Origin of the sequence: Cellulomonas biazotea (assembly GCF_004306155.1) — a bacterium.
Lineage (GTDB): Bacteria > Actinomycetota > Actinomycetes > Actinomycetales > Cellulomonadaceae > Cellulomonas > Cellulomonas biazotea.
The window spans coordinates 1-1903 of sequence record NZ_BIMR01000439.1; the positions used below are offsets into that span (position 1 = coordinate 1).

Sequence of the window (1903 nt, forward strand, 5' to 3'; positions counted from 1 at the left end):
GGGGGCCGTCGCCGTCAGCGGATCAGGTCCACTGCGTCAGCGTGAGGCCGTCCTTGTCCTTGAACTTGCCGATGATGAGCATGATCAGGTCGAACAGCGTCCAGAAGCCGAGGCCGCCGAGCGTCACGAGCATGAGGACGCCCGTGCCGATCTTGCCCACGAAGAAGCGGTGGACGCCGAGCGTGCCGAGGAAGAAGCAGAGCAGCACGGCGGGGAGCAGCAGCTTCGGGCTCGTGCCGACGGCGACGGGAGCGGTGGACATGGTGCCTCCTGGAGGGGGTGTGCGGTGCCGACGGGAGGGGGGCACCGGGACTGACGTGCGCAGCGTAGTGACGGGCGGGGCCGTGCGAGGGCGGTTTGGCGGGCGATCTTCTGCCGGCACTGCGCGGCGGCCCGGCCCGTCGTGCGCCGTCAGACCTCGACGCCCTCCAGCAGCTCGGTGACCAGCGCGGCGACGGGCGACCGCTCGGACCGCGTGAGGGTGACGTGCGCGAACAGCGGGTGCCCCTTGAGCGCCTCGATGACCGCGGCGACGCCGTCGTGCCGTCCGACGCGCAGGTTGTCGCGCTGCGCGACGTCGTGCGTGAGGACGACGCGCGAGCTCTGGCCGATGCGCGACAGGACCGTGAGGAGCACGTTGCGCTCGAGCGACTGGGCCTCGTCGACGATGACGAACGCGTCGTGCAGGGACCGGCCGCGGATGTGGGTGAGCGGCAGCACCTCGAGGATGTCGCGGTCGAGGACCTCTTCGACGACCTCCTTGGAGACGAGCGCCCCGAGGGTGTCGAAGACGGCCTGCGCCCAGGGGCTCATCTTCTCGGCCTCGCTGCCCGGCAGGTAGCCGAGCTCCTGGCCGCCGACGGCGTACAGGGGCCGGAACACCATGACCTTGCGGTGCTGCCGCCGCTCCAGCACGGCCTCGAGTCCCGCGCACAGCGCGAGCGCGGACTTGCCGGTCCCCGCGCGGCCGCCGAGCGACAGGATGCCGATCTCCTCGTCGAGCAGCAGGTCGATCGCGATGCGCTGCTCGGCGCTGCGGCCGTGCACCCCGAAGACGTCCTGGTCGCCGCGGACGAGCTGGATGTGCTTATCGGCGGTGACGCGCCCGAGGGCCGACCCGCGGGGGCTGTGCAGCACGAGACCGGTGTGGCAGGGCAGGTCCTGGGCCGCCGCGACCGTGCCGGTCGCGTCGTAGTCGACGACGTCCGCGAGCGCGACCGACTCGTGCTCCCAGAGGTCGCCCATCTGCTGCTCGGTGAGGTCGAGCGCGTCCATGCCGGTCCAGCCGGAGTCGACGGCGAGCTCCGCGCGGTACTCCTCGGCGCGCAGGCCGACCGCGGACGCCTTGACGCGCATCGGGAGGTCCTTGGAGACGACGGTGACGTCGCGCCCCTCGGCGGCGAGGTTGGCCGCGACGGACAGGATGCGGGTGTCGTTGTCGCCGAGCCGGAACCCGGCGGGCAGGACGCCCGGGTCGGTGTGGTTGAGCTCGACGCACAGCGTGCCGCCCTGCTCGGTCATGGGCAGCGGGTGGTCGAGACGGCCGTGCTTGATGCGCAGGTCGTCGAGCATCCGCAGGGCGGAGCGGGCGAAGTAGCCGAGCTCGGCGTGGTGCCGCTTGGCCTCGAGCTCGGTGATGACGACGACCGGGAGGACGACGTCGTGCTCGGCGAAGCGCAGGATGGCCCGCGGGTCGGACAGCAGCACGGAGGTGTCGAGCACGTAGGTGATCCGCCCGCCCGACGGCTGTCCCGTCGGCTGCTCCGTCGGCGCGGGCTGCGCCGTCTGCTCGTGCTGCGGCGTACCCGGGACGTGCTGTGCGTTGCTGACCACGGCAGGCTCCCTCCGGCGCTACGTGCGCCGTGATGGGCGCCTCTCGTCGGCGGCCCGCTCGCGCGGGCGC

2 protein-coding genes are annotated in these 1903 nt (G+C 72.5%); both read right to left on the reverse strand.

All coding sequences use genetic code 11. The annotated features are described in order from the left end of the window. Nucleotides 1-22: 22 nt before the first annotated feature. Nucleotides 23-262: a TM2 domain-containing protein gene (locus tag CBZ_RS19910; RefSeq protein ID WP_130783168.1), complete on the reverse strand. Its 240-nt coding sequence runs from the start codon at nucleotides 260-262 to the stop codon at nucleotides 23-25. 149 nt (nucleotides 263-411) lie between these two features. Beyond that, nucleotides 412-1833 carry an RNA 5'-3' helicase PhoH2 gene (gene phoH2, locus CBZ_RS19915; RefSeq protein WP_373862211.1) on the reverse strand — a complete coding sequence of 474 codons (1422 nt, stop codon included), beginning with the start codon at nucleotides 1831-1833 and terminating at the stop codon, nucleotides 412-414. Between the last annotated feature and the right edge of the window lie 70 nt (nucleotides 1834-1903).

Bases quoted from the DNA above. Each gene is read 5' to 3' on its own strand.
- CBZ_RS19910 (WP_130783168.1), bottom strand. From the start codon at position 262: ATGTCCACCGCTCCCGTCGCCGTCGGCACGAGCCCGAAGCTGCTGCTC.